Source organism: Paenibacillus sp. FSL R10-2771 (assembly GCF_038000205.1).
In the GTDB taxonomy this organism is placed as follows: domain Bacteria; phylum Bacillota; class Bacilli; order Paenibacillales; family Paenibacillaceae; genus Paenibacillus_AQ; species Paenibacillus_AQ phytohabitans.
In genome coordinates this window covers 7,842,538-7,869,188 of the sequence record NZ_JBBOBM010000001.1, presented here as the reverse complement: position 1 = coordinate 7,869,188, position 26,651 = coordinate 7,842,538, and the positions used below count along the sequence as shown (strand labels likewise).

The window sequence follows — 26,651 nt, the reverse complement described above, 5'->3', positions numbered from 1 at the left end:
AAGGTGTTTATCCGTTTTGAATTTACACGGCTGTTTGTTAGGTTTTTCCTTGCGCAAAGACGATAAAAATGACATGCTATAGAAACACCTACGACATATCTCGACATTTTTCTGCGGTGCAGGAACCGCTTTTTATGAATAGCAAATCTACTGCTTTAATCTTTCGGGTATCGGAGGCAATCCATGGCTTTCATTAATAAAAAGCCTTTAACGATTATTGTCGGCTTCTTAGTCGTCCTGCAGCTCTCGCTGTTCTACTATTATTCCTTGTCCGTGAACCGGGAATACAGGGCTGAGAAGGCCGATCTGTCTTCACAGGCAGTCATGCTGACCTCAAATATTGAGGAGAGAGTGGCAATTGTCAAAGGCGTAAGTTCCTTTATTCAAACGGTCGGCTTCGATGCTGATCCCGCACTCATTAATAACTATCTGGTAACGGCACACAACAACAACTCAAGCCATGTCACGAACATTATGATCGCTCCTGACGGTCTTATCCGCTACCTCTACCCTCTTGAAGGCAATACAGCGATTCTGGGCAAAAGCCTGCTGCTGGATGCCTCCCTGGCCTCCCCCGGCATGATCCAAGAAACGATACGCTCCCGCGGCATTACGGTAGACGGGCCCCGTACATTAGCCCAAGGCGGCTATGGAATGGTAATCCGGCAAGCTATTTACAAAGACAACTCTTTCGAGGGCATCGTCTCGGTTACAGTGAAGATTGATAACATTGTGAACCAGCTTGCACTCGAGGACAGCAATATATATGTTACAGCCGAGGACCACACGTTCCTCTTTGGCAATGAATCGCATGCTGATGACCTGCAGCTTACCGTTCCTGTTCAGGCCTATAATCAGCATTGGCTGATGGGGATATCCCTGCCCTCCTATAAGAAATGGCAAGTGTTCCGCAGCGTGCTGTGGATTGATATTGCCTTCCTGCTTGTAATTGCTTTCATTCTCTATGTCTCATGGCATCAGAGCCGGTTCAACCGTGAGCTGGAGCGTGTAGTCAGTCTCCGGACCCGTGATCTGAGCATCTCCAAGCGTTTATATGAAAAGCTCGCGCATTACGACAGTCTGACGGACATTCCGAACCGGCGTTATTTCATGGATGAATTCGAGCGGCTGCTGCAATGCTCTGACCCGACTCAGACTTATACCTTGTTCTTTTTCGACTTGAACCGGTTTAAGGAAATCAATGATACGCTTGGGCATTCTACAGGGGATCAGGTGATTAAGACACTGGCCGGCCGGCTGAAATCCGGTGAGCTGCCCTTCAAGCTGTTCGCGCGTACCGGCGGAGATGAATTCGTCATGATCTTCCCTGACCTGCCGCGTGAGCAAATCCCCGTGATTGCCGAACAGATTAGCTTATTAATCTCGCAGACGCTGCTGATCTCCGGAGCACATCTCAGCTTGTCCACCAGCATCGGCATCTCCCTGTACCCTGAGCATTCGAAGAATAAGGATGATCTGCTCAAATTCGCGGATATGTCCATGTACCAGGCCAAGACACAGGAAGACGCCAACTTCTTCATCTTCGACTGGGAGCTGCGCGAGAAGCTGGAGCAGAAGACGATGATCGCTAAGTATTTGCATTCTGCACTGGAGCGGGAAGAATTCGTGCTGTATTATCAGCCGCAGATCAATGCCGTCACAGGTAAAATGATCGGTATGGAGGCGCTGATCCGCTGGAACCATCCCGAGAAGGGTCTGATCGGGCCCGGCACCTTCATCGCCGCCGTGGAAGAAGCCGGACTGATGATCCAACTCACCGACTGGGTGCTGCGCGAGGTATGCCGCCAGCTCTGCGAGTGGCGGAACCTGGGAATGCCGCTGCTGCGGACATCGATTAATATCTCCAACAGCTGGTTCTACAACCGCAATCTGATCGAGAATCTGCTCTCCGTGCTTGACCAGTACGGACTGGATACCGATATGCTGGAATTCGAGATTACAGAGAGCACCGCACTGCTGGAAGAACACTATCCGCTGCTGCAGCAGATGCGCGATCACGGAATCATCGTTTCTATTGACGATTTCGGCACGAAATATTCCTCACTGAATTACCTGAAGCATTTTCCCGTGAACAAAATCAAAATTGACCGGACCTTCATCACCGGCATCGGAGTCAGCTCCATTGACGAGACCATCATCAAATCCATCGTCTTCGTCGCCTCGCAGCTCGGCTATGACCTGATTGCCGAAGGGGTAGAGACGCCGGAGCAGCTCGCCTTCCTGGTGAAGCATGATTGCCCGCATATCCAGGGATTCCTGTTCTTCCCTCCGCTGCCTGCCGACGAAATCCGCAAGCTGGCTTCATAAACGGGGGATCGTTCGTTATAATAAAGGTGAGACTGAAGTTAACCCGAAAGGATTATGAGAACATGAATGGATTAACTACCGGCGAAATTGCCGGAACCGTTATATTTGCGCTGATCCTGGCCCTACTTGCCTACCGCATTATCCGCGGCATGCCGAAGATGGCCGGAGATATTACAGCTTTCCGCAAACGCACACTCGTCTGGACCCAGGTGGCATTGGTACTTACGGTTCTCCAGTTGAACTTCAAAGCAGGAGACTGGCGTTTCGGAATTATTCTTGGACTGATCGTGCTCTTTACCGGAAGCATCTGGCTGTCCGCCCGCCGTTATGATAACGCCCGTCTGGCTGAGTCCGCAGCAGAGCCGCAGGACAGCACCAGAGAATAATACACTAATCTTTCAAGTGGAAACGGACACCGTCCTTTTGAAGGACGGTATCCGTTTCAGCGAAAACTAGAAGGATAATTTATAGCGTGTAACATATAAATTCTTATATTTGAATTTGAAGCTCCCGCAAGGGGGCTTTTTTTAGGAGGAGTTGCTGTGGGCAGTACAAAAGCATTGGGCATCTACGGCTTCCGCTTCAGTGAGCCGGACCGGCTGCCGCTGCTGAATCTCTTTGCAGCCGGGCATTCGGTTGAGCTGAGCCCGGATTATCACTGGAACGGCCTGGAGCGCAGTGATGGTCCGCTGCTGCTCTTCCAGTACACCGTTTCGGGAAGCGGGATTTATGAGCTTGACGGGGAGAGCTTCAGCATCGGCCCCGGACAGGCCTTCATGGCTGAGATTCCCGGCAGCCACCGGTATTATCATCCCGGCGGCACGGAGCCGTGGGAGTTCTATTTCCTGCTCTTCCGGCCGGAGCCGCTGCTGCCGCTCTGGAATGATATCAAGTCCAGAATCGGGGCAACCCCGGCCCTGGATTCCGGAAGCCCGCCGGTCCGCATGCTGCGCGATATCGTCCGTGAAGCCCACGCCGGACGGATTACCGATCCCTACTCGGCTTCCTCGCTGCTTCACCAATTCATGATGGAGCTCGGCAGGCATACCTCCGGCGGTCCGCATGACGCGGCCGGCTGGCCGCCGGCCATCCGCGAATGCGTCCGGTTCATCGAAGCGAATTACAGCTCCATGATCGGCCAGGAGCAGCTCGCCGGGAAGCTGGGCCTCTCGAAATTCCATTTGCTGCGGACCTTCAGCAAGGCAGTGGGTGTTACCCCCAATGACTATTTGAACCGGGTCCGCATTGAGCATGCCGTGGAGCTGCTGAGAACAACAGACTGCAGCATCGAAGCCATTGCCGGTCAGGTCGGCTATTCCTCTGGCAGTTACTTCATTAAGGTATTCCATAAGCTTACCGGACAGACACCGGGTGCCTTCCGTTCAGGGAACGGCAGCCTGAATTACAGCCGGCTGTTCTTCAGCTGACACTTGAAAGTGTTACCTTTTCCGCACCCCGTAAAGGATCAGACCGAACAGGAGCAGCAGGACTGGAAAGCCGGTGAGCAGCAGAAGAGAAGAGGCCATTCCCTCGTATGAGGTTGTGCCGACTACAATCGGAATCTCAAACACTCCGGATTGGGTAAGTATGAACATTACCAGACCGATACCTAGTCCGATTAACGCCATTCTGGTCATGTGTCTGGAAAATGATGTTGATTTCATGTGGATTTCCTCCATTTTTCATGATTAATAGTGATTAATCTTGGTCCAGCCGTCTTCTTGACAGGTAAGCAGCCGTTAACAAGCCCATGCTGATTAATAGATAGACCATATTCGTAATGAGCAGATTACCCGCAGAAGTCTCTGAATTCCTTGTGCCCAAAAAGTTAAGATAAGGCATTCTGCTGAACGGACCGAGGTACCAGATGATCAGGTATACCAGCTCAAAGGTACGGCCTGTCCCGGTCAACACCCCGCATGCGAGGGCCAGACTGGGAATCAGAAATACCGCTGCAGTCCAATAGAGGATATGTTTACAATCTCCCTCGAGGAGCATTCGCAGGAGCAGACCTCCTCCCGTGATGCAGGTAAGCATAACTCCTGAAATCCACATCGCGGATAACTGACGGGTAGCGTAACGCGGGCTCGAAGCTACAAGGTATTGCGTCCCGCAGCGTGCGTCCCGGCTCCCCAGTCCGGACCAGAGCCTCAGCGGCCAGATCCAGACGGCAGGCCAGATCTTCCACTCGGCTGAGACGGAAATCGGAACCGCGAGTCCCAGGATGAACAGCACGGAGGCAATGACAAGCCAGCGTAGTGTAGCGGCGTCCTTCATCATTAAGCGCCATTCTGCATGGATTAAGGTCAGGAAGGAATCCCTGATGACTACAGGCGGCAGCATGGATACATACACCCCGGAAACGGGGTGCCCAATTTCCTTTTGCAAATCAAACACTGTGTTATCCGCATCCGCGAGCCCCGTTCCAGCCCTCTTAGGCTTTCTTATAGCGTAACCTGTCTCCCTGAATCCATGAAACAGCATAGACGCTGCAGCAATCAGCACAAAGGCTGCTAGCCCAATCGACAGTTGCTGCGACAGCAGCGGCCACGTCCAGTCCACACCTTGCCATTCGAACAGACGGAGCGGCTTCTCCGGAAAGAGAATTCCCATCCCATAGGAGCCCGAGGATTGCGGACTGATCGCCATCAGGTCCTTCTGCATCGCTGAAATAATGAGATCCGGCCCGAATGGCATAACACCCGATCCAGCAGTAAAGAGCAGATATAAAACGAAGTAGAGAACATTACCCAGCGTCCCCTTAAGGATACGGGTTGTCTCGAACCCTACAGCCAGAGCAGCCACAACAGACATGAATGGCAGCGTCAGGAACAGAAATGGAGATACAAGCGGCCACCATTCGATCACCCGTTCCTCTCCCCGGACCCATTGCATAATTACCGAGGCTGCCATGACAGCTACGGTGATAGCGGACAGAACAGCGAAGTTACTGATCCATTTGCCGAACAAATAATATAGCTTCTTCACGGAGGAGGAAGCTATAATCTGTCCGACTCCGGTGGTCTCATCCCGTTCAATGCTGTTCTTAACCAAATAGAAACCCAGCAGAGACAGCAGCAGTGTGGTGGAGATGGCTACGGAGCCGCCGATCCAGGCTGAATTATAAATCCCCCGGTACCCGTCCAGATCCAGAGTGACATAAGCAGCCTCTGCCGGAGGGACAAAGAAGTAAGCCGCCAGCAGGGTTAGGCCGAGGATGACCAGAAATGCGAATTGTCTGATCCTTTCGAGAAAATCCGCCCGCGCAATATAGGAAATAGTACGGATGATCCTCACTTTACACCCTCCTCCTGTATGGCTCTGGCATACAGGTAGGCTTCTTCAAGACTTGGAGCTGCTTCCACCGCCTGTGGAAGCGGCCGCGCCTCCGAGACCATGCGCACCAGCATCCCGTTCTCCTGCCGGATCGTACCGCTGATCAGCCAGCCGTTACGTCCTACCTGATATTCTTCATCCGGGATGAGGACGGACCATACCTTCCCTTGCACCTTGCCTAAAAGTACAGCCGGATCAGAATAGGCCATAAGCTGCCCACGGGATAGGATGGCAATCTGACTGGCAACAGCTTCGACATCGGAAATTACATGGGTTGAAAGAATTATAATCCGCCCCCCGGACAAGTCTGTGAGCAGGCTGCGAAACCGCATCCGCTCTTCCGGGTCCAGACCTGTGGTCGGTTCGTCAATAATCAGCAGGCTTGGATCATTCAGCAGCGCCTGGGCAATGCCGATCCGCTGGCGCATCCCTCCGGAGAAGCTGCCTATTGGGCGCTTCAAGGTATGCTGGAGATTCAGCAGCTCCAGAATATCCATAATCCGCCTTCTCATCAGACGGCCGCCCAGACCTTTCAATGCGGCTGCGTATTCCAGGAACTCCAGCGGATTCAGATGGGGATATACGCCAAAGTCTTGGGGCAAATATCCCAAGACCCGGCGAAGTTCATCTGGCTTCTTCTGAATATCTGCCCCGTTCCAGGTGATCTTCCCGGCTGTTGGTTGGGAGACGGTCGCCAGAATCCTCATCAGTGTTGATTTACCCGCCCCATTAGGCCCCAGCAAACCTATAATTCCCGGCCTGAGCTGAAGGCTAATCTCCCGTAGTGCCCAGACCCCCTTCTTGTACTGCTTGCTAACCTGTTCTATCTCCAGCATACTCATTCCCCCTGTTGCTCTTATTGTAGGGTTCCAAAGTAAAATCGGAGTAAACGGCAGACAAATATCAGCCTAACTATGCAGCGGCAGCGTTACGCAGACCGAGGTTCCTTCGTTAAGACGGCTTGTCACGCTGATGTCTCCTGCGTGTGCCAGCACCAGCTGACGCGCAATCGCCATACCTAATCCGGTTCCTTCCGACAGGATATCAGTGGAGGTACCGCGGTAATATTTATCGAACAAACGGCTGACGTTCTCCTCGCTCATCCCTGCTCCATCATCTGCAATAACAATCTCCAGCCGGACATCCTGCCTAATGAGAATCTTAATACGGGTATCCGGAGGATTATGAAGAATGGCATTGAGGATTAAGTTATGCAGCGCCCGCCCAAGAAGCCGCGGGTCCAGCTCCGCTTCAATATGGGACTCTGCGGTTTCGAGGGTCAGGTTATATCGGGCAGCACGGGGATCATTAGTCACATCTGCCACAATCCGCCGCACGAATTCAACCAAATCCGTCCGTTCCCGCTGCAGGGGAGTCTGTTGCTCATCCAGCCTGAAGGATAAATTCAAATCACCGATAAGCTCCTGCATGTGATTGGCCTTTTGTTCAATTTCCGTCAGAAATTTAATGGTTTCTTCCTTCGTCCAATCATATTGGGGAGACAGCATCATCGAAGAATAACCTTTAATATAAGTAAGCGGGGTCTTGAGATCATGGGAGATCCCGGCGACCCACTCCATCCTCATCTCGTCCAGATGTCTCCTCTCTTGCTTGCTGTTCTCCAGTATGCCAGATAATGTCTGCAGCTGGACAATCAGCTCTTTGAACAAGCGGTACGGCCGCTTCAGCTTCTCCGATCTCCGGGTATAGATCTTCCGGTCACCCGCCCGATCGATGTATACTCCACCTGCCAGAAGGTCAATTCTGCGGATAATGTAATACAGCGGCTTCCCTAATGTCCAGCCGGCAACGATCATGAAGCAGAACAGGATGGCAGGCAAACTGATCAATACCGCGAGATCCTGTTCTGGCCCCTCGTGCGGCAGAATCTGCTCCGTTAGAAGGACTAGAACGCCACTTATAACCAGAGCAAGCAGAGGCAGACTCAGCATGAGATATAAGACAAGACGAAGACTCTGGCGCAGATTAATCTTCATGAATAGCCGCCGCCTTCCTGGCGGGAACGAATTTGTAGCCGATGCCGCGTAAATTCACTATGTATTTGGGATCTGCCGGATCTTCTCCAAGTCTTTTTCTAAGTCTGGAAATATGAATCACCACGGTCTTCTCATCTCCTGTCAGCGCCTGTCCCCAGACCTGTTCATATAACTGAAGCGCGGTGAACACCTGATTGGGATGCTCGCACAGAAAAACCAGCAGTTCGTATTCTTTCGCCGGACAAGGGGTATCCACTCCATGTACGGTCAGTACAGCAGCGCTTTTATCCACAGCAAACACACCGAAGTCCATAACCTGCGCTGCCGGCGCCGCCGGAGCACCGTACTGATTCTTCCGGCGCAACTGCGCCCGGATTCTCGCCACAACCTCCATCGGGTTGAACGGCTTTGTAATGTAGTCATCTCCTCCGATGCCTAGGCCCATTAATTTATCATAATCGCCCGAGCGTGCAGTCAGGAATAACACCGGAACCGTTGTATACCTGCGGATCTGCTGACACAGCCCGAATCCGTCTGTATCCGGGAGCATCACATCCAGCACAATGAGGTCGAAGGAAGCGCCTTCGACCAGCGCCATAGCTTCCTGCCCAGAAGCTGCTGTTGAAATATGCCTGAATCCCTCTTTATGGAGCAGCAGCTCAAGCATCGTCAGAATCCCTTTTTCGTCGTCTACCAGCAAAATGTGTTCATCCTGCAACCTTATCCCTGCCTTTATCCAAAATATTGAAAATCCTCACCTGTATGCTGTATTCGCCGGGCAGGCATACTTTACCTCCGTACAACCATACTAATGACATTCTATGGATACTGATGGAGGGTTAACGAATGGGTAAAAAATTAAATCTGCTGATGTTCAGCGGAGAATATGACAAAGCCATGGCGGGGCTGATTCTGGCGAATGCCGCAAGGGATATTGAGGTGGAGGTTACGATGTTCTTCTCATTCTGGGGGCTGTTCCTCATCCGGGACCCGGAGACAATGACGCTGGAGGACAAGAGTATCTACGAGAAGCTGATGGATGTTATCACGCCCAAAGGGCCGGAGCAGCTGCCGCTCTCGCGGATGAACTTCAGCGGCCTAGGCAAGCTGATGCTGGAGGAGATGATTGAGGATCAGGGGGCGCCGAAGCTGATTCATTTCCTGAAGGGGGCGCGCAAAAAGAACATCAAGTTCTATGCCTGCAAGCTCTCGGTGGAAATTATGGGCTTCAAGCCGGAGGAGCTGCTGCCGGAGGTGGAGATTATCGACGCTGCGGCATACTTGAAGGACGCACTGGAGAGCGATATTCAGCTTTTTATCTAAGCAGTATTGTGGTCCGGCATGGGCTTTAACCTAATTCCGGGCGCGGGCATATACTGAGGGCAAGCGGAAACGGATTTGCCGTCCTTCTATCAGGACGGTACCGCCATCCCTCCAAGGACGGTCCCCTTCCGTATCCGCGACAACAGATTCATTGTCTGGAGGGATTATCCGTGCTGAGTATCCGCCACGCCGGTGCAGTAGAGGCGCCGTCATCACTGCAGGAGCATTTCGCGGCTTTTCGCGAGCATACAATAGGAAACCGTCATATGATTACTACCCCGTACGGCCGCCAGCCGCTGCTGTATGCTGACTGGACAGCCAGCGGGCGGCTGTATGAGCCGATCGAGCGCAGAATGCAGGAGAGCTTCGGCCCCTATGTCAGTAATCCGCATACCGATTCCAATACCACAGGGCTAACGATGACCCTGGCTTATAATGAAGCCCGGCAGATCATCCGGCAGCATGTGAATGCCGGTCCCGGAGATGCGTTGCTCTTCTGCGGCAACGGCACTACCGGAGCGGTGAACAAGCTGCAGCGGATCATGGGCCTTAAGCTGCCGGAATGGCTGCAGCAGAACTACGTCTGTCCGCCGGAGGAACGCCCGGTTATCTTCGTGAGTCATATGGAGCATCATTCCAATCTGCTGCCCTGGCAGGAGGGCATCGGCGATGTGGTCACCGTTCCATCCGGGCCGGGCGGGCAGGTTGACCTTAAGCAGTTAGAGGAGCTCCTGCTGCGCTACCGGAACCGCCGCTTCAAAATCGGCTCCTTCACCGCCTGCTCCAATGTCACCGGCATCCAGACACCCTACCATCAGCTGGCCGCCGTCATGCACCGGCATGACGGGGTTTGCTTTGTCGATTTTGCCGCGAGCGCACCTTACGAACGGATCGACATGCATCCCGTATCTCCGCAGGAGAAGCTGGATGCCATCTTCTTCTCTCCGCACAAATTCCTGGGCGGCCCCGGAACCGGCGGAGTGCTGCTCTTTGACGCCGCACTTAGCACCGGCAGCGTGCCGGATGAACCCGGCGGAGGCACCGTGGTATGGGTCAATCGCTGGGGCGGGCGCCGCTATATTGCTGACGTGGAGGTACGCGAGGACGGAGGCACCCCCGGTTCCCTGCAGGCTATCCGCACAGCGCTGTGCATCAGACTGAAGGATCAGATGAACGGACCCGGACAATATATGGTGGTCCGGGAGCAGGAGCTATGCCGGAAGCTGCTCGCGGAGCTTGCGCAGATTCCAGGCTGCTCCGTACTGGCAGGCGCGCAGACTGAGCGCCACGGGATTATCTCCTTCACACTGAAGGAGATCCACTACAACCTCGCCGTCCGCCTGCTGAATGACCGCTTCGGCATTCAAGCACGCGGAGGCTGCTCCTGTGCCGGCCCGTACGGTCATCAGCTGCTCGGGCTGGACCCTGCGGATTCGCAGGCGTTCATCCAGGCGATCCACGCCGGCGACCAGTCACTGAAGCCGGGCTGGGTCCGCCTGTCCCTGCACCCGGTCATGACGGACCGGGAGGTGGAGCATATGGCCTTCGCCGTCCGTTCCATCGTCAGCCGCATCGGCGAATGGAGCAGCGATTACCGCTATAATTCTGCCACCAACAGCTGGCTTCACACCGGGGATACAGGAGAGCCCGGGGGCGAGATCCGCGAATTATTCTCTCTGTAGCGGTTTGCTGCTTGATTCCCGTTCCCGGGCCAGCCGGGCGAATCTGGACTCAATCGCCTTAACCCCCCAGAGCGACACTCCGATAAACAGCAGCACGTAGACAATCTCTCCCGGATGACGAATGAACCGGTCCACATCATTGCCGATGTAGGAGACCGCGAAGACCATAATGGCTTTGCCGGCGCATAGGGCAATCAGATAGGAACGAAGACGCATGGCGGCAAGCCCGGCAGCCATATTAATGACTACGAATGGCCCTACCGGAAACAGACTGAGCAGAAAAACATAGCTGAACCCGCTCTGGCGGACCCAGGTCATGCTTTTGGCGACCTTGGGCCGCTCCGCCCATTTGCGCAGGTAGCGGTGGCTGCCGATTTTACGGATAATCAGGAAAGTAGTTACACAGCCGGCTACAAGACCGATCCAGGAATACAGGAATCCGAGCCATAACCCGTATACCGCCCCGTTAAGCCCCACAATTGCAATGGTCGGCAGCGGCGGCACGAATGATTTCATGAAGGTAAGTCCAACTCCGGGCAGCGGCCCGAGCGAGCGGTACTGCTCCAGCAGAGTCCGCAGCCGCTCCTCGGTCAGCCATGACATTATATCTAAAAAGAACATTTCCTCAGCTCTCCTCATTACATTCTGGAATAGTTGCCGTTATACATAGCATTGAGTTTCAATTATACAATACTTCTGTCCGCCTGACGCCAAAACGTCAACTGACTAGACAAGCATAAGCTGCCGGAGATATGATGAAATCAACTAGTAACAGAGTCGGCGTGAACCGGGATATACTCTTATCTTGTCGAACCAACAGCCAGCCCGAAGTGAGGTCTTCATGAAACCATTTGATTATAGTCTGCTGGCCAAAAGAGCGCTCGCCCTGCTGTGCATCTGCCTGCTTGCCGCATCCGCACTGGTGCCGCTCCTGGGCGCCTCTTCTTCCAAATGCTCCAGCCGGCAGAACGGTTATATAGATTTGTCCGCATGTACCTTTGATGATTCCTCTGTCTTCCCGCTGGACGGTGAATGGGAGTTCTATTGGCAACAGCTGCTGGACCCGCAAGACACACTCTCCGGTACTGCGAAGGCTCCGGCTTATATGGCTGTACCCGGAGCCTGGGGTCCGGGCACTGAGACTACCGGGTTCTCCCGTTACGGATATGCCACCTACCGCCTGCTGCTCCAGCTTCCGCCGGAGGTTCCTGCCTTTGCCCTTAAGGTGAACAATATCCGTAATGCCAGCCAGGTATTCGTGAATGGCGAGCTGCTGGGAGAAAGCGGACTGCCGGGGGTATCCCTTCAGAGCACGGAACCGCGCAACAACCCGTATTCCTTTACTTTCAGTGCCAAGGACAATCAGGCTGAAATCCTTATTCATACCTCCAACTTCACCTATGCGAACGGCGGCATTGCCGAATCCATCCGGATCGGCACACCTTCATCCATAGGGGCCATAGACCAGCGGAACAGTACCTATGATATTTTGCTGGTGGCCGGGTTTGCTTTTATCAGCTTCTACTTTCTGGGACAGGGATTCCAGCGTAAAGAGGACAACTCTTCCCTGCAGCTGGCTATGTATTGCTTCACCATCGCTCTTTATATGCTGACGCACAGCGAGAAGCTGTTGTTCCAATACCTTCCTTCCATTTCCTATGAAGCCTTCAGCAAATTACAGGTCATGTCCGGCGTAATCGGGTTCTACTTCGTATCCAGCTATACTTATTCCCTGTTTCCCGCACTCTATTCCCGGCTCTTCCGGCGGATCACCTTCGTATATTCGCTCGGCTTCTGCATTATTGTACTGATGAGTACGATCCTTATTTACTCACGGATCGCAAGTATATTTCTGGTCTTCAGCTTCATTTCGGTCTGCTATACCTTCTATGTTATGGCCAAGGCAACCTGGCGGCGTGAGATCGGCTCCTATTATTTGCTGATCGGTGTGATTGCGGCGATAATGTTCACCTTCTCCCTGGCGGGCAATTTGTTCCTGGGCACGGGACTCTATGCCATTCCGCCAGTATCCGGCCCGATCTTCATCCTTGCCGAGGGCCTCTTCCTGTCTGCACGCCATGCGTATGCTTATCAGACGATCAAGCAGCTCTCCCTTCAGCTCGAACGCAAGGACCGGGACAAGGATGAGTTCCTGCTCAAGACTTCGATCGAACTGCGTACACCGCTGAATGCTATCATCAATATCTCACTGTCTATGTATGAGGGCGCCGGCGGGCCGCTTACCCCTTCACAGCGTGAGGATATGCGGCTGATCCTCGGAACCGGAAGACGGCTTGCCTTCCTGGTCAGGGATATCCTTGATTATGAACAAATCAAGCGGCAGCGCATCACCCTGCACTGGGGTGCTGTGGATATTCAGGGCGTTGCAGAAATTGTAATTGAAGTCTTCCAGTTTCTGAATAAGAACGGCGAGATCCGCATCAAGAACCGCATTCCGCCGGGTGCGTTCCTGGTCCAGGCCGATGAGCAGCGGCTGATGCAGATCCTCTACAACCTGATGGACAATGCGCTGAAATTCACCGATCGCGGCAGCGTGATTATTGAGGCCGTTCAGCTGGATGATTCCATATCGGTAACGGTCACCGATACCGGCCGGGGCATTCCCCGGGAACAGCTGGAGAGCATCTTCCGTGATTATGAGCAGGTTAACGAAGCCGATTCGCTGGAGACTGGCGGACTGGGGCTGGGGCTGGCCATTACCCGCAAGCTTGTGGAATTGCATGGGGGAAGGATCACCGTGTCCTCCACGCTTGGCCGCGGAAGCAGCTTCACCTTCACACTCCCCGCCAGGCAGGCTGACGCAGCCGTTACGGAGGAGCCGGAAGACCGCCAGCTGCTGCTTACGCCGGTGCAGGCACCTCCGGAAGCCGTGGATGAGGAATGGAAGTACAGAACCACTCCGGTAACGCACTCCACCGGACAGGCAGGCCCCTATGCTCCACGCATTCTGATTGTGGATGACGATTATGCCAATCTGAAGGCGCTGACCAACCTGCTGTCGCTGGAGAATTATACGATCTCCAGTATGGGCAGCGGCAAGGACGCACTGGCCCTGCTTGCAGAGGACCGTGATTTCGACCTCTGCATCATCGATGTCATGATGCCGGGAATGTCGGGCCTTGAGCTGTGCAGGAGGATCCGCCAGACTTACACGCCGCTGGATCTGCCGATCCTGATGGCCACAGCCGGGCAGCAGCTTCACTTCAATGAGGCGGCCTTCCGTGCCGGAGCTAACGACTTCATCCATAAGCCTTATGCCTGGAGCGATCTCAAGGGACGCGTCAATACCCTGGTTCAGCTGAGACGATCGGTATCCGACCGGCTAAGTTCGGAGATCGCTATGCTGCGCGCGCAGATCAAACCGCATTTTCTCTACAATGCCATTAATACGATCATCTGGATGAGCACACGCGACAATGAGAAAACCCGGCATTTGCTGTATGATTTGAGCCATTTTCTGCGCGGCAGCTTCGATTTCAGCAATCAGGAAACGGCGATTCCGTTTGAGAAGGAGCTTGAACTGATTGAGGCTTATCTGTCACTGGAGCAGGCCCGTTTCGGGAAGCGGCTTAATGCCCAATATAATATTGAAGTCAGTGAATTTTCATTACCGCCGCTGATTGTGCAGCCGATCGTGGAGAATGCCGTCCGCCACGGACTGATGGAGAAGATTGATGGAGGGACCGTAATCCTCTCCACCAGACAGGAGGGTAATGCCATCCTAATCACCGTCACCGATAACGGTAAGGGAATGAGCGATGAGCAGCTCTCCTCCTGGATGAACGAGGGCTACCGTTCTCCACATGGAGAAGGCACCGGAATCGGCCTGCGGAATATCAACCGCCGGCTGCTGACACAGTTCGGCTATCCGCTTGTCATTACACGCGGGAGCAACGGGGGCATCGAGGTACTTATAACAATTCCATGGAAGGATGAGGTCTCCTGAGTATATCTGTAATGGTTATTGATGACGAATGGCCGGCGCTGGAGCAGATGCGCGAGCTGCTGCTTCAGTGTGACGGCATTTCCTCTGTTCTTGTGTATGATAATCCGCGCGAAGCTTTTACAGCTGCCGTAGAACATAAGCCCGACATTCTATTTCTGGACATCCAGATGCCTGAGCTGTCCGGCTTGGCTTTTGCCGAGAAGCTGCTGCCCTTCTCACCGGACACGGATATCGTATTCGTGACAGCGTACCGGAATTATGCCGTTGAAGCCTTTGAGCTGTCGGCGGTGGATTATCTGCTGAAGCCCGTAGACCCCCCGCGCCTGCTCAAGACGTGGAACAAGATACTCTCGAAGCGTATGCTGACCGGCGCCACCGGGACAAGAAGTGCGGAAACGGCCTTCCGGCTTCTTGGCGGCTATGAGCTGACCGGTCCGCAGGGCGCCGTGAAATGGAGCACTCATAAGGCGGAGGAATTATTCGCCTATCTATGGATTCACAGACAGGGCAGCGTAAGCGTAATTCTGAATGATGTGTTTCCGCAATGGAACTATGAGAAGGGCAAGCAATATCTGCACACCACTGTCTATCAGATCCGCAAAACCCTAAAGAAGGCTGCGCTGGGGGACAGTATTGAGCTGACCTTCGACAGGGAAAACTACCGGCTGGAATCCAGGGGAATCGAAGGCGATACCGAAAGGTTCATGGAGGCAGCCACGCTCGCACTGCAGAACAATCAGCCGGAGGAGATGCGTGATGCTGCCGCCCAGTACACAGGGGATCTGCTGCAATCGCTGGACAGCCTCTGGGTGTATTCCTCCCGCGACAAATATCGCCGGATCTATCTTAAGCTGCTGGAGCAGCTTGCCCTGGAGCTGATACAGTCCGGACGTCATTATGAAGCTGAAGATTACGCCGTACGCCTGGCCGAGCTGGAGCCGCTGGATGAGAGTTATGCCCTGCAATTGATCTCCATTTATTATGAAATCGGCAAACCTCTGAGAGCGCAGCGAAAATTCACCCAATTCAGGGACTCCTACAAAGCCGAGACGGGCGATGACCTGCCGGAATGGTTCATGGAGGTCTATCAGCGCCTGGGTAAATAAGTGCTGAAGCATGTTCAAAGATTAAAGCACACTAAAAAAGCAGCTCCGGCTTCCTTCCTCCTGCCCGGGCTGCTTTTTAGCGCAAATATGTATATTTTGTGCTCATCGATTCGATATTTTATGTCATAGTTCGACGTTTATCAGCGTTTTATCAGTGACAATTGTTACCATTGTTCTTACACAGGTTGATTCAGGCACAGGATGCATGATTAGAGCTACGGAGGTTGAAGAATGAATACATGGACCGGATTCAAAAAAGTTGTCAAAACTACCCGATTGCTGCCGCTTATGATGTCGATGATTCGTGAGGTTACTGTAGATAGTACGGCTCCTGCGATGTCCGTAGAAGTTACCACGGATAAAAGCTCCTATTTACCCGGTGATGAAGTAACGGTACAGGTCCTTTTGCGGGATTTCGCTCCCAATGACCATGGCTACAGCTATTTCAACTTCATTGTGCAATATGACAGTCAGGTATTCGACAACGCCGAATACACGCAGCAGTCTGTCTATACGGATGCAAACTATTCTCCCGGCGATGAAGTGAATAATATCTTTCAGTTCAATTTCCAGAACCCGGTTGACGGGAGCATCTATCTCGGAATGAACACCACCATGCGCGGAATCGATATTCAGGTCGAAGCGGCCAATAAACTAAGCTGCATTCCGGCTGTAGACCAGACGCTGGTAACCTTCAAGCTGCGGGTCAGAGAACAGACGCTTGCATCCTCCTCGACCATCAGCCTTGCTAATGAATTCACCAGAATCCGAACCTCCGAAGCAGGCAACAGCTTTTATCTATACTCGCCCGATGTTACCGAGATCACTCCCGCCCCTGTTGAAATTACCCGCTCCCCGTCCGTATCTGTCTTCTCATCCCCGGAGTCAACTAACCGTCTGGCGTAGCGGAGTCCCCCTCAAATCCAGATCCAGCTTCATATACACTGCAGATTGGCAGCCGTCTCTCCTTCCTGTACTATAGCTGTATACATACTCAGGAAGCAGGTGGATTGTTATGCTGCATTCAGACCTTATAAATTTACGGGCAACAACCCTGGAAGATCTCGACTTTGTCCTGGCCGCCGAAAGCGCTGAGCTAAACCGCCGGTTCATCGGCCAGTGGAGCAGGGATCAGCACACAGCAGCTTTGGATGACGAAGATATTATGCACCTGATTGTTCAGGACCGCGCCGGGGAACGGGCAGGGTACGTGATCCTTACGGGAATTCAAGACCGTAACCTCACGGTCTGTATCAAGCGGATTGTCATTCAGACCAAGGGCTGCGGCTATGGAACAATGACGCTGAAGCTGCTGAGCGACTGGGTCTTCACCCGTACAGATACTCACCGGCTGTGGCTGAACGTCAAAGATTATAACTCCAGAGCACAGCATGTCTATGAGGGGGCCGGCTTTAAACTGGAAGGCACCCTACGCGAGTGTATACGGACTGAGGAAGGCTTCGAATCGCTGCAGGTCATGTCTATCCTGCGGCATGAATACAGACACGAATAATTACAGCAAAGACAGCCGGTCAGCCCATGTTCAGGAGTGATCCGGCTGTCTTTATATTTAGAATGCCGGAACTACCGCCACGATAATATTGGCAAAAAGCCGCGATCCTAAGATCGCAGCCCTCCATCCGTAATACTTGATTTACGTATGGGTTTCAATCGGAGCCGCCGGCTTGCTGCCGCCAAAGATCAGCGTCGTCACATGCTTGCGCGCATCTGCTGTAAGCAGCAGCAGCTCTACCGGTTCTCCGGCCGGCTCCCTGCGGATAAATCGGACCTTCGCGCCGTCCAGATCCTCGAAGATGCCGGTAACCGTATATCCCTGCAGCAGGAGGCTGTCAATCGCCTGCCGCTCTTGGTCGAACTCGTCGAATGCCGACATCTCAGATCACTCCTCCGCTGATTTCCGCCTGGGCCGGACGGGGCGCTTCCGCCTCGAAACGCTTGCGGTGCAAATATTTGCCCGCACCGGCTGTACCGACGAACGCCTTGTCGCGGATAACGAATTCTCCGCGGCTAAGCACAGACACCGGCTCCCCCTTAATCTGCATACCTTCAAAAGCATTATAATCCACATTCATATGATGGGTTTCTGCGGACAGCGTTCTTTCTACAGCCGGATCGAAGATGACGATATCTGCGTCACTGCCTACAGCGATTGTGCCTTTTTGCGGGAACAGGCCAAACAGCTTGGCACTGGAGGTGGAGATAATATCCACGAACTTGTTAAGTGAAATGCGGCCCTTCTGCACACCTTCAGAGTAGAGTACGCTGAACCGGTCTTCGATGGTTGGTCCGCCGTTCGGAATCTTCGAGAAATCACCCAGCCCCAGATCCTTCTGTCCCTTGAAGTTAAAAGAGCACTGATCAGACCCTATCGTCTGCAGCGTGCCGCTCCACAGCGCATCCCATAATACGTCCTGATTCCACTGCTCGCGCAGCGGAGGAGACCAGACATACTTCGCACCCTCGAAGTCCGGCTTCTCAAGTGCTGACTGGTCCAGCACCAGATACTGCGGGCAAGTCTCACCGTAGACGCGCAGCCCTTTCTTGCGGGCTTCTGCGATCTTCCAGGCGGCTTCGGCACAGGTCACATGCACTACATAGAGCTGCGAATCCGTCAGCCCGGTTAAATATGCAGCCCGGCCGGTGGCCTCGCCCTCCAGCTCAGGAGGTCGGGTCAGTGCGTGATAGATAGGATCGGTGTTGCCGGCAGCCAGCGCCTGGTCGACCAGATACTCGATCACATCGCCGTTCTCGGCATGCACCATAACGAGTGCGCCTTCGCGCTTGGCCGCCTGCAGCGTCTTGTACAGCACACCGTCATCAGCCTGGAAGGTGTTCTTGTAGGCCATGAACACCTTCAGCGAAGTGATGCCTTCCTTCTCAATAATCTGCGGCAGCTCGCCAAGCACCTTGTCATTCAGCTCCGACACCATGAGGTGGAAGCTGTAGTCAATGACTGCCTTATCCTGCGACTTGTTATGCCAGGTGTCTACCGCCTGCTGCAGCGGCTGGCCCTTGGTGGTCAGGCAGAAGTCGATAACCGTTGTGGTTCCGCCATAGGCGGCGGCAATCGTGCCGGTCTCGAAATCATCAGCAGTGACGGTACCGCCAAAAGGCATATCCAGGTGCGTATGCGGGTCAATCCCCCCCGGAAATACGTAACAGCCGGAAGCGTCGACAATCTCGGCTCCCGGCGCTTCAAGGTTCAGGCCAATTCCGGCGATGATCCCATCTTCAATCAGGACATCCCCTGTATAAGTATCCGCTGCTGTGACGATAATGCCGTTCTTGATGATCTTCTTCATCTTAACCCACCTCCACTTCCGAATAAGAACCGTTTAATCCGCTAATGACCTGATTACGCTGATTCCAGGTCATCGGGGCCGCTCCGCTATCCAGTGCAACCATATCAATCGCACCTTCCGCCGGGCAGACAATCGAACACAGATTACAGCCTACACAGTCTTCCTCACGCACCTGCAGAATCGCCTTGCCTTCAGCATTCGTAAGCATGTCGATACATTGATGCGAAGCGTCCTCGCAGGCGATATGGCATTTATTGCAGTTGATGCAGTTATCCTCGTTAATCCGCGCAACCACTTTATAGTTGAGGTCGAGATCGCCCCAGTTGGAATACTTGGGCACCGACTTGCCAATCAGTTCCATGACGGAAGCCAGCCCTTTCTCATCCAGGTAATTATTAAGGCCATCGATCATCTCCTCCACAATCCGGAAGCCATGATGCATAACCGCCGTACAGACCTGAATGCCGGTGGAGCCCATCAGCATGAACTCTACGACATCCTGCCAGGTGGAGATACCGCCGATTCCGGAAATTGGAACACCAACCGCACGGTCACGGGCACATTCCGCCACCATGCTGAGGGCAATCGGCTTCACTGCCGGACCGCAGTAGCCGCCATGCGCACCCTGGCCGCCGACATTCGGGATCGTGTTCCAGCTGTGAATATCCACCCCGGCCAGGCTGTTGATCGTATTGATCAGGCTGATCGCATCCGCGCCGCCCTTGACGGCATGCCGGGCTACGACCGTAATGTCGGTGATATTTGGCGTCAGTTTCACAATGACCGGTGTTGTCGCCACTTCCTTGACCCAGGTGGTCTGCGCCTGCACCAGATCGGGCTGCTGGCCGGAGGCTGCGCCCATTCCGCGCTCGGCCATCCCGTGCGGACAGCCGAAGTTGAGCTCAAGGCCGTCTACGCCGACCGCTTCGACGCGCTTGACGATTTCATGCCATTTCTCCTGCTTGGGCTCAACCATCAGCGAAGCGATAATCGTATTGTTCGGGAATCTCTTCTTCGTCTCATAGATTTCCTTGAGGTTAACCTCCAGCGGACGGTCGGTAATGAGCTCGATATTGTTGAAGCCCGCTACACGCTGCCCGTTAAAATGAACGGCGGCAAACCGCGAGGAGGTGTTAATGACCGGCTCGCCCAGCGTTTTCCACACCGCGCCGCCCCAGCCTGCTTCGAATGCACGCTGCACCTGATAACCTGTATTGGTAGGCGGCGCAGAGGCCAGCCAGAACGGATTCGGTGACTTGATTCCTGCAAAATCAATACTGAGATCTGCCATTGATATTCCCTCCCTGTCTTATGAAATCTATACCGCAGAGCCAACCACACTGTCCTGATGGCCCGACATTTGCTTCACAATCGCATAGGCGGCATCCTTGCCCTGCTGGGCGGCGGAGACGACCATCGCTTCACCTGCACCGGAACCGAAGACGATATCACCCGCGGCATAGATCTGCGGATCAGAGGTACGCCCGGTCTTCACGTCAATCTTCACAATCCCCCTGTCATGCTCAAGACCCAGCGCTTCAATCAGATCCATCCGCCGCTTCTGCCCGATCGCCACTACGACCGCGTCCACAGGCAGGATGAATTCGGAGCCCTCCACCGGCATTGGAGCAAGGCGGCCGTCCGGACCGGTCTCGCCCGTCAGCTTCATCAGCATACATTCCAGCCCGGTAACATTGCCAAGCTCGTCCCCGACAATCCGCTTCGGCAGGGTCAGCCAGCTGAACTCCACGCCTTCCTGCTTGGCGAATTCATATTCGAAGTCATAGGCCGTCATCTCCGTACGGGTCCGGCGGTAGACCATCTTCACGTTCGCTGCGCCAAGCCGCACGGAACAGGTAGCCGCATCGATCGCCGTGTTGCCTGCGCCAATGACAGCAACGCGCCGGCCCATCAGCTCCAGGGTAGGAATCCCGGTCTTCGTGGTTTCCACCAGCTCTATCGCATCATAGACACCGGACAGCTTCTCGCCCTCGATGCCCAGCGGTGGGACATAGCCCATGCCTGCAGCCAGCACAATAGCGTCATATCCGGCCTTCAGCTCTTCTACAGAGATATCCACTCCGACCTTCATTCCGGTGCGGATCTCTACACCCAGCTTCTCTACCTGCTCTACTTCCCACAGGGAGATAGACTGCGGCAGCCGGAAAGATACGATCCCGTGCGTATCTAGGCCTCCTGCCAGCTGCTTCGCTTCATAGATCACCACCTGGAAGCCTTCCCGCGCCAGCTCTCTGGCTGCAGACAGCCCTGCCGGTCCGCCGCCGATCACGGCAACTTTTTTGCCGTTGGGACTGCCAGCCTTGAATAACTGAACTCCGCTGCTGATCGCCCAGTCAGTAGCGTAACGCTGCAGCAGGCCAATCTGAATCGGCGCCGAAGCGTCATTCAGGACACAGGCGCCTTCGCACAGCTCTTCGGTAGGGCATACGCGGGCGCAGCTGGCGCCTACCGGATTGGAATCCATAATCGTCTGCGCCGAACCCTTGAGGTTATCGGTGGCGATTCTTTTGATGAAGGAAGGGATATTAATGCTGGTCGGACAGGCCTTGATACAAGGGGCATCATAACAATACAGACAGCGGTTGGATTCCTCGATTGCACCTTTGCGGGTAAGTCCCGGCTCAGCCTCGGCAAAATTGCGCATGAACATATCAGGTGTGAATGTTAACGGTAAAGCCTGCTCCATCGGTTATCCCTCCTTCTGTATGATAGCTTCCGCTTTCGAATCAGGTTTGTGTTATATAATATAACATTATTACGATGATTGCCTTAATATTTTACTTACTTATCAGGATTATTGTAGTAAAATGAACTCTAAGCCAACATCAACACTGATTCATATTCAATATTGAGTCATATTTCCTGACATTCTATATTCAAACTATAGCCAATTCGATTTTTCGTTACATTAGACACATTGTCTAATTTCAAAAGTCTATTTTTTACCTGTGGGAATGTGCTGAGAATGGAGAAGCCGCGCAGGCGGGCTGCAAGGCATACGTTCAACGAGGGGGAAGCTTATGGATTGGGAACTTGTATTTACGATCCGCGATGCGCTGAAGAGACCGCTGTTTGCGGAAGCCGAGCTGATTGGAGGAAGAAACGGCCTGAACCGGGCGGTCCGCTGGGTGCATGTGCTGGAGAGCTCAAGCTTCGACAGCCTGATTCACGGAGAAGAGATGATTCTGACCACCGGGATGAGCGCAAGCTCTGATTTAGCCGCTTCATTATCTTTTATGCAGAATTTGATCGATAAGAACGCCGCATGTTTATGCATTGAGCTTGGAGCGTATTTCAGCTCGATTCCGCAGGAAATGATTGATCTGGCTAACCACCACGACTTCCCGCTGATACAGTTTACCCGCACTGTGCGTTTTGTTGATATCACACTCGATCTGCATTCCCTCATCATCAACCGCCATCACCGCATGCTGCAGGAGCTGGAGAGCATCTCCCGCGAATTCCACCGTCTGACGCTGACCTCCCAGGGGACCCTTAAGGTATTGCAGTTACTATGCAAAAGCACCCGCACACAGATTGTCTATATGCAGCTTCAGGGTAAACCCCTGTTCTTCCCGGCCCTGCCGCCCGAGGAGCAGCAGCCGCTGCTGAGTTTCTTCGAGGCCTTCAGTGAAGAAATGGAGGGCGTTCAACCGGATGCCGCACCGCATATCCGTGAGTATGGCCATAAGACCATTGCCCTAAAGCCAGTCGGAGCCTTGGACCAGACCTGGGCCTATATCCTAATGGTCTGCAATCACAAGCCGCAGGAATTCGACTGCCTGCTGCTGGATTCCGCCTCCCTGTCGATCGCCCAGGAGCTGCTGCGCACGCGGTATATGGAGGAACGCAAGCTTTTCTCCGAGAATCTGTGGGTGGATGAGCTCGTTAGCGGCCGCGGCCAGGATGATAACCGCCTCAAAGGGCTGGTCGGACCCGACTTCAACGTGGTTAACGAGCTGCCGTACCGCGTATGCCTGATCGAGATTGAGAACCCCCGCGACGTCAAATGGAACAGCTCGGAGAATGACTGGGAATCGATCACCTTCCATCTCTCGCTCATTCTGCGCTCGATCTTCGAGAAGTACTCCCTGCGCCCGCTGATTACGCTGAAGAATAACCGGCTGACTGTCATTGCGCTGGATATCCAGTCCAAGCTGCCCGGCAAGCTGCGTCTGCAGCAGGCGCTCGATTCCCTGCAGCATATCCGCTCGGATGAGAAGCTGAAGGACCTGCAGCTCGTTACCGGAGTCAGCAAGTCCCATAGAGGTCTGAAACATGCCCATGCCGGATACCAGGAAGCCGTACAAGCGCTGTCTCTCTATTCTTGTTACCAGAAGTCCATTCTGTTCTATGAAGAGCTTGGCGTCTTTCAGCTGCTGCTGAGCCTGAACGACGGCAAGACGCTGGAGAATTTCATCCGCAGCTATCTCGGCCCGCTGATCGACCACGATGAGGCCAAGGGCAGCGAGCTGATGCTGACACTGCGCGTCTACCTCGACCATGACGGCTCGAAGCAGATTGCCGCGCGGAATCTGTTCATTGTACGGCAATCCCTCTACTACCGGCTGGACAAAATCACCGAGCTGCTCGGCGAGGACTTCATGCTTCCGGAGAACCGGATCTCCATTCAGGTGGCCCTGCGGGCTTACCAGTTCCTGTACCCGGAGAAGTTCAGTCTGCCCAGCTCCCGTTCAGCACAGCTTTGAAGGTGTCGATAATGAACTGAATGTCCTCATCGGTGGAGGATAAAGGGGGAGCGAACGTGAGGACATTATTGAAGCCCGCCACCGTGTCCCCGTTCTTGCCGATGATCAGCCCCTTGGATTTGCATTCCGCGATAATACCCTTGACTATGCTGAGGTCAGCAGGCTGTTTGGTGGCTTTATCCGCTACCAGCTCGATGCCAATCACCAGCCCGAAGCTGCGGATATCGCCTACCAGCTTGTGATCCAGAAGACTAGCGAATTCCTCGGCCAGCCGCTTGCCCAGAATGGCGGCGCGCTCCACCAGATTCTCCTGCTCCAGAATCTCCAGATTACGCAGCGCAAGTGCACAGGCAGCCGGATTGCCGCCGAAGGTATTAACATGACGGAAGTGGCCGTAGTCATCGCTGTTATCCTTGAAGGCTTCATAGATCTCCTTGCGCACCGCTGTGGCCGACAATGGCAGATAGGCACTCGTCAGCCCCTTAGCCATCGTGACAATATCCGGCTTGATACCGAAGTTGTGGTGGCCGAACTTGCGGCCGGACCGCCCGAAGCCGCAGATCACCTCATCGATGATCAGCAGCACGCCGTGGGTGTTGCAAATCTCCTGCACCCGGTCCAGGTAGACCTGATGCGGCACAATGACGCCGCCGCCGGTAATGACCGGCTCCATAATCACCGCCGCGACCGACTCCACGCCCTCCCAGATGATCATGTCCTCAATAGCCTGCGCACACTGGAGGTTAAACGCTTCTTCCGTCATGCCTTCAGGACGGCGGTAGCTGTCAGGCGGAGCCACATGCAGGAATCCGCCGCCCAGCGGTTCATATTTGTATTTGCGCTGCGCCTGGCCGGTCGCCGACAGGGAGCCCATCGAGCTTCCGTGATATCCGCGGTAGCGGGCAATGAATTTATGACGGTAAGGCTGGCCGGTCTGCTGCTGGTACTGGCGGGCGATTTTGAAGGCGGCTTCATTGGCTTCCGAGCCGCTGTTGGAGAAGAAGATGACATAATCGTCCTCCAGCCATTCGTTCAGCTTCTCCGCCAGGGCGATCGCCGGCATATGACTCTGTGTCAGCGGGAAATACGGCAGGGTCAGCAGCTGATTGTACGCCGCTTCCGCCAGCTCCTTACGACCGTACCCGACATTCACACACCATAGCCCGGACATCCCGTCCAGAAATTTGTTGCCATCAATATCGGTAACCCATGAACCGCTTGCGGATGCGGCTATCATCGGCGGGTTCTGCTCGCTGTATGGTGTAATATTATGCCATAAATACTGCTGATCCTTCTTGAGCAACTGCTCGCTTTCTTTGCCCAGGCTCTGCACGGCACTCTCTCCTCTCGGAAATCCCATTTGATATTTCAACTAATCAACTAATAACGCGCGGTGACCATTTTCTTGCGGGTGTAGAATTCAACGCCGTCGCGGCCATTGGCATGCAGATCGCCATAGAACGACTTCTTGTAGCCTGAGAACGGGAAGAATGCCATCGGGGCCGGTACACCCAGATTAACCCCCAGCATCCCGGCATCGATCTCTTCGCGGAACTCGCGGATCGCCTTGGCGCTGTCCGTATAGATACAGGCCCCATTGGCAAAAGGCGACTCATTCGTGACGGCTATCGCCTCCGCCAGGTCCTTAACCCGCACTACAGACAGCAGGGGCGCGAAGATTTCATCACGCCAGATCGCCATGCCCGTCTGCACATGGTCAAAGATCGTCGGGCCGATGAAATAGCCGCTGCCAGCAGCAGCAGCCGCATCCTTCCTGCCGTCCCGCACCAATTCCGCCTGCTCGGCAAGCCCTGTCTCGATGTAGGCAATCGTCCGGTCCTTGTTCGACTGCCGGATGACCGGCCCCAGGAACACGCCGTCTTCCTTGCCGTCCCCGATCTTCAGTCCGTCGGCCGCCTCCTTCAGACGGTTCACCAGTTCGTCCGCGATTGTCTCATGCACCGCGACCACCGAGCAGGCCATACAGCGCTCACCCGCTGAGCCGAAGGCGGCGGAAATGATATTCTTCACTGCGTTGTCGAGATCCGCATCAGGCAGCACGATCGAATGGTTCTTGGCTCCGGCCAGCGCCTGGACCCGCTTGCCGTGCGCCGTACCCTGCTTATATACATATTCCGCCACCGGCTGTGAGCCGACGAAGGAAATCGCCTTCACCTCTTCATGTTCCAGCAGACCATTCACGACCTCATGTGCTCCATGCACGACATTCAGCACACCCGGAGGGAAGCCCGCCTCTGCGAACAGCTCCGCCAGCCGGTTCACCAGCAGCGGTGTACGCTCGGAAGGCTTCAGCACAAAGGTATTGCCGCAGGCAATCGCCAGCGGAAACATCCAGCAGGGCACCATCATCGGGAAGTTGAACGGGGCGATGCCGCCGATTACCCCCAGCGGGTAGCGGTACATCCCCGACTCCACGCCCGTGGCGATATCCGGCAGCTGGCTGCCCATCATCAGTGTGGGAATGCCGGCGGCAAATTCCACACATTCAATACCGCGCTGTACCTCGCCCAGCGCTTCCTCCAGGCTTTTGCCGTTCTCCAGCGTGATCAGCTCCGCCAGCTCATTCCAGTGCTGCACCAGCAGCTGCTGGTACTGGAAGAAATAGCGCGCCCGGCGAGGAACAGCTACTCTTTTCCACGATGCATAGGCCTCTGAAGCTGCCTGTACGGCAACGTTCAGCTCAGCACGGCTGGAGATCGGCACATAAGCAATCACTTCGCCCGTTGCCGGATTGAACACCTCCTCTTCCTGCCCGGATGAGGATTCCACCCAAGCACCATTCACATAGTTCTTCACTTTACCGGCCTGCCCCACGAGCAGAGACATAGTCTGCACCTC

The 26,651-nt window shown here is 54.3% G+C and carries 22 protein-coding genes; 10 read left to right on the top strand and 12 right to left on the bottom strand.

Translation table 11 applies throughout. From position 1 onward, the window contains the following. Positions 1 to 183 precede the first annotated feature (183 nt). From NSU14_RS34230 to NSU14_RS34220, 3 genes are all read left to right on the top strand, one after another. A complete protein-coding gene (locus tag NSU14_RS34230; protein ID WP_340948724.1) occupies positions 184 to 2,328 on the top strand; it encodes a putative bifunctional diguanylate cyclase/phosphodiesterase in 2,145 nt (714 codons plus the stop codon). A gap of 62 nt (positions 2,329 to 2,390) precedes the next feature. Then, positions 2,391 to 2,714: a hypothetical protein gene (locus NSU14_RS34225; RefSeq protein WP_336102014.1), complete on the top strand. Its 324-nt coding sequence runs from the start codon at positions 2,391 to 2,393 to the stop codon at positions 2,712 to 2,714. Positions 2,715 to 2,870: 156 nt separating this feature from the next. Further along, complete coding sequence (locus NSU14_RS34220; RefSeq protein ID WP_042140315.1) at positions 2,871 to 3,755, top strand: helix-turn-helix domain-containing protein; 885 nt, start codon at positions 2,871 to 2,873, stop codon at positions 3,753 to 3,755. Between the two features lie 12 nt (positions 3,756 to 3,767). On the opposite strand, the gene NSU14_RS34215 is transcribed toward NSU14_RS34220, so the two are convergent. The 5 genes from NSU14_RS34215 to NSU14_RS34195 form a co-directional block, all read right to left on the bottom strand. Continuing rightward, entirely contained in the window at positions 3,768 to 3,992 is a 225-nt protein-coding gene (locus NSU14_RS34215) for a hypothetical protein (protein ID WP_042140316.1), read from the bottom strand. A gap of 34 nt (positions 3,993 to 4,026) precedes the next feature. Further along, the gene (locus tag NSU14_RS34210) at positions 4,027 to 5,625 is read right to left on the bottom strand and encodes a Tat pathway signal protein (RefSeq protein WP_340948722.1); all 1,599 of its coding nucleotides are present in this window, start codon (positions 5,623 to 5,625) and stop codon (positions 4,027 to 4,029) included. After that, positions 5,622 to 6,500, bottom strand: a complete 879-nt coding sequence (locus NSU14_RS34205; RefSeq protein WP_042140318.1) for an ABC transporter ATP-binding protein — start codon at positions 6,498 to 6,500, stop codon at positions 5,622 to 5,624. Before NSU14_RS34205 ends, NSU14_RS34210 begins: the two co-directional genes overlap by 4 nt. Before the next feature lie 72 nt (positions 6,501 to 6,572). Then, positions 6,573 to 7,661 (bottom strand): sensor histidine kinase, encoded by a 1,089-nt coding sequence (locus tag NSU14_RS34200; protein ID WP_052422148.1) that lies wholly within the window; start codon positions 7,659 to 7,661, stop codon positions 6,573 to 6,575. Then, positions 7,651 to 8,379 carry a response regulator transcription factor gene (locus tag NSU14_RS34195; protein ID WP_042140319.1) on the bottom strand — a complete coding sequence of 243 codons (729 nt, stop codon included), beginning with the start codon at positions 8,377 to 8,379 and terminating at the stop codon, positions 7,651 to 7,653. Before NSU14_RS34195 ends, NSU14_RS34200 begins: the two co-directional genes overlap by 11 nt. Before the next feature lie 128 nt (positions 8,380 to 8,507). Here NSU14_RS34195 and NSU14_RS34190 point away from each other — a divergent pair, with 128 nt between their 5' ends. Then, on the top strand, positions 8,508 to 8,984 hold the full coding sequence (locus NSU14_RS34190; protein WP_042140320.1) for a DsrE/DsrF/DrsH-like family protein: 477 nt from the start codon (positions 8,508 to 8,510) through the stop codon (positions 8,982 to 8,984). Between the two features lie 170 nt (positions 8,985 to 9,154). After that, on the top strand, positions 9,155 to 10,666 hold the full coding sequence (locus NSU14_RS34185) for an aminotransferase class V-fold PLP-dependent enzyme (protein WP_340948721.1): 1,512 nt from the start codon (positions 9,155 to 9,157) through the stop codon (positions 10,664 to 10,666). Here NSU14_RS34185 and NSU14_RS34180 read toward each other — a convergent pair. Beyond that, positions 10,652 to 11,287: a TVP38/TMEM64 family protein gene (locus NSU14_RS34180; protein ID WP_042140322.1), complete on the bottom strand. Its 636-nt coding sequence runs from the start codon at positions 11,285 to 11,287 to the stop codon at positions 10,652 to 10,654. The genes NSU14_RS34185 and NSU14_RS34180 overlap by 15 nt on opposite strands. 220 nt (positions 11,288 to 11,507) lie before the next feature. On the opposite strand from NSU14_RS34180, the gene NSU14_RS34175 reads away from it, so the two are divergent. The 4 genes from NSU14_RS34175 to NSU14_RS34160 all read left to right on the top strand — a co-directional run bounded on the left by NSU14_RS34175 (position 11,508) and on the right by NSU14_RS34160 (position 17,252). Next, positions 11,508 to 14,633, top strand: a complete 3,126-nt coding sequence (locus NSU14_RS34175) for an ATP-binding protein (protein WP_340948719.1) — start codon at positions 11,508 to 11,510, stop codon at positions 14,631 to 14,633. Positions 14,634 to 14,644: 11 nt separating this feature from the next. Beyond that, positions 14,645 to 15,739, top strand: coding sequence for a response regulator (locus tag NSU14_RS34170; protein ID WP_340948717.1), 1,095 nt, complete (start codon positions 14,645 to 14,647; stop codon positions 15,737 to 15,739). A 231-nt stretch (positions 15,740 to 15,970) separates the two neighbouring features. Then, on the top strand, positions 15,971 to 16,645 hold the full coding sequence (locus NSU14_RS34165) for a cohesin domain-containing protein (RefSeq protein WP_340948716.1): 675 nt from the start codon (positions 15,971 to 15,973) through the stop codon (positions 16,643 to 16,645). A 109-nt stretch (positions 16,646 to 16,754) separates the two neighbouring features. After that, a complete protein-coding gene (locus tag NSU14_RS34160; protein ID WP_340948715.1) occupies positions 16,755 to 17,252 on the top strand; it encodes a GNAT family N-acetyltransferase in 498 nt (165 codons plus the stop codon). 141 nt (positions 17,253 to 17,393) lie between these two features. On the opposite strand, the gene NSU14_RS34155 is transcribed toward NSU14_RS34160, so the two are convergent. From NSU14_RS34155 to NSU14_RS34140, 4 genes are read right to left on the bottom strand one after another with little or no spacing between them, the layout of a single operon-like run. Next, positions 17,394 to 17,633 carry a hypothetical protein gene (locus tag NSU14_RS34155; RefSeq protein ID WP_042140327.1) on the bottom strand — a complete coding sequence of 80 codons (240 nt, stop codon included), beginning with the start codon at positions 17,631 to 17,633 and terminating at the stop codon, positions 17,394 to 17,396. Between the two features lies 1 nt (position 17,634). Further along, positions 17,635 to 19,062: a dihydropyrimidinase gene (hydA, locus tag NSU14_RS34150; RefSeq protein WP_340948714.1), complete on the bottom strand. Its 1,428-nt coding sequence runs from the start codon at positions 19,060 to 19,062 to the stop codon at positions 17,635 to 17,637. A 1-nt stretch (position 19,063) separates the two neighbouring features. Continuing rightward, positions 19,064 to 20,353, bottom strand: coding sequence for an NAD-dependent dihydropyrimidine dehydrogenase subunit PreA (gene preA, locus NSU14_RS34145; protein ID WP_042140329.1), 1,290 nt, complete (start codon positions 20,351 to 20,353; stop codon positions 19,064 to 19,066). A 27-nt stretch (positions 20,354 to 20,380) separates the two neighbouring features. Continuing rightward, positions 20,381 to 21,769: an NAD(P)-dependent oxidoreductase gene (locus NSU14_RS34140; protein ID WP_340948713.1), complete on the bottom strand. Its 1,389-nt coding sequence runs from the start codon at positions 21,767 to 21,769 to the stop codon at positions 20,381 to 20,383. Between the two features lie 334 nt (positions 21,770 to 22,103). On the opposite strand from NSU14_RS34140, the gene NSU14_RS34135 reads away from it, so the two are divergent. After that, positions 22,104 to 23,792, top strand: coding sequence for a PucR family transcriptional regulator (locus NSU14_RS34135; RefSeq protein ID WP_042140331.1), 1,689 nt, complete (start codon positions 22,104 to 22,106; stop codon positions 23,790 to 23,792). On the opposite strand, the gene NSU14_RS34130 is transcribed toward NSU14_RS34135, so the two are convergent. Beyond that, on the bottom strand, positions 23,758 to 25,125 hold the full coding sequence (locus NSU14_RS34130) for an aspartate aminotransferase family protein (RefSeq protein ID WP_340948712.1): 1,368 nt from the start codon (positions 25,123 to 25,125) through the stop codon (positions 23,758 to 23,760). The genes NSU14_RS34135 and NSU14_RS34130 overlap by 35 nt on opposite strands. A 47-nt stretch (positions 25,126 to 25,172) precedes the next feature. Continuing rightward, a complete protein-coding gene (locus NSU14_RS34125) occupies positions 25,173 to 26,639 on the bottom strand; it encodes a CoA-acylating methylmalonate-semialdehyde dehydrogenase (RefSeq protein ID WP_340948711.1) in 1,467 nt (488 codons plus the stop codon). Positions 26,640 to 26,651: the final 12 nt, after the last annotated feature.

Excerpts from the sequence above, each read along its gene's own strand:
- NSU14_RS34215 (WP_042140316.1), bottom strand. The coding sequence starts at position 3,992 with ATGAAATCAACATCATTTTCCAGACACATGACCAGAATGGCGTTAATC.
- NSU14_RS34125 (WP_340948711.1), bottom strand. The coding sequence starts at position 26,639 with ATGTCTCTGCTCGTGGGGCAGGCCGGTAAAGTGAAGAACTATGTGAAT.
- NSU14_RS34190 (WP_042140320.1), top strand. The coding sequence starts at position 8,508 with ATGGGTAAAAAATTAAATCTGCTGATGTTCAGCGGAGAATATGACAAA.
- NSU14_RS34160 (WP_340948715.1), top strand. The coding sequence starts at position 16,755 with ATGCTGCATTCAGACCTTATAAATTTACGGGCAACAACCCTGGAAGAT.
- NSU14_RS34225 (WP_336102014.1), top strand. The coding sequence starts at position 2,391 with ATGAATGGATTAACTACCGGCGAAATTGCCGGAACCGTTATATTTGCG.
- hydA (WP_340948714.1), bottom strand. The coding sequence starts at position 19,062 with ATGAAGAAGATCATCAAGAACGGCATTATCGTCACAGCAGCGGATACT.
- NSU14_RS34170 (WP_340948717.1), top strand. The coding sequence starts at position 14,645 with ATGGTTATTGATGACGAATGGCCGGCGCTGGAGCAGATGCGCGAGCTG.
- preA (WP_042140329.1), bottom strand. The coding sequence starts at position 20,353 with ATGGCAGATCTCAGTATTGATTTTGCAGGAATCAAGTCACCGAATCCG.
- NSU14_RS34135 (WP_042140331.1), top strand. The coding sequence starts at position 22,104 with ATGGATTGGGAACTTGTATTTACGATCCGCGATGCGCTGAAGAGACCG.
- NSU14_RS34205 (WP_042140318.1), bottom strand. The coding sequence starts at position 6,500 with ATGCTGGAGATAGAACAGGTTAGCAAGCAGTACAAGAAGGGGGTCTGG.
- NSU14_RS34180 (WP_042140322.1), bottom strand. The coding sequence starts at position 11,287 with ATGTTCTTTTTAGATATAATGTCATGGCTGACCGAGGAGCGGCTGCGG.
- NSU14_RS34175 (WP_340948719.1), top strand. The coding sequence starts at position 11,508 with ATGAAACCATTTGATTATAGTCTGCTGGCCAAAAGAGCGCTCGCCCTG.
- NSU14_RS34155 (WP_042140327.1), bottom strand. The coding sequence starts at position 17,633 with ATGTCGGCATTCGACGAGTTCGACCAAGAGCGGCAGGCGATTGACAGC.
- NSU14_RS34200 (WP_052422148.1), bottom strand. The coding sequence starts at position 7,661 with ATGAAGATTAATCTGCGCCAGAGTCTTCGTCTTGTCTTATATCTCATG.
- NSU14_RS34230 (WP_340948724.1), top strand. The coding sequence starts at position 184 with ATGGCTTTCATTAATAAAAAGCCTTTAACGATTATTGTCGGCTTCTTA.
- NSU14_RS34140 (WP_340948713.1), bottom strand. The coding sequence starts at position 21,769 with ATGGAGCAGGCTTTACCGTTAACATTCACACCTGATATGTTCATGCGC.
- NSU14_RS34165 (WP_340948716.1), top strand. The coding sequence starts at position 15,971 with ATGAATACATGGACCGGATTCAAAAAAGTTGTCAAAACTACCCGATTG.